The sequence below is a fragment of the Pseudonocardia sp. SID8383 genome, from assembly GCF_009864975.1.
GTDB classification, from domain to species: domain Bacteria; phylum Actinomycetota; class Actinomycetes; order Mycobacteriales; family Pseudonocardiaceae; genus Pseudonocardia; species Pseudonocardia alni.
In genome coordinates, this window is record NZ_WWFY01000293.1 from 1 (window position 1) to 353 (window position 353).

1 protein-coding gene is annotated in these 353 nt (G+C 78.8%); it reads left to right on the top strand.

What is annotated here, in order from left to right; translation table 11 throughout:
* Positions 1-353, top strand: a 353-nt coding sequence (locus GTW08_RS06940) for a citrate/2-methylcitrate synthase (protein WP_161151601.1), incomplete at both ends; no start/stop codon positions are given.

Here is a 353-nt window from a genome sequence, read left to right on the forward strand (position 1 = left end):
GACCGTCCTCGCCGCGCTGCACCGGCTGCGGCACGGCCTCGACCCGGTCGGGCCGCGCACCGACCTGTCCTCCGCCGCGAACTGGCTGTGGATGCTGGACGGGGCCGAGCCCGCGCCGGCGCACGTCCGCGCGCTCGACGCCTACCTCGTCGCGACGGTGGACCACGGCTTCAACGCCTCCACCTTCACCGCCCGGGTGGTCGCCTCCACCGGCGCCGACGTCGCGTCCTGCGTGGTCGCCGCGCTCGGGGCGTTCGCCGGGCCGCTGCACGGCGGCGCCCCCGACCGGGCGCTGGAGAGCCTCGACGCGATCGACCGCGACGCCGGCGGCTCGCCGGAGCGCTGGGTGGCCG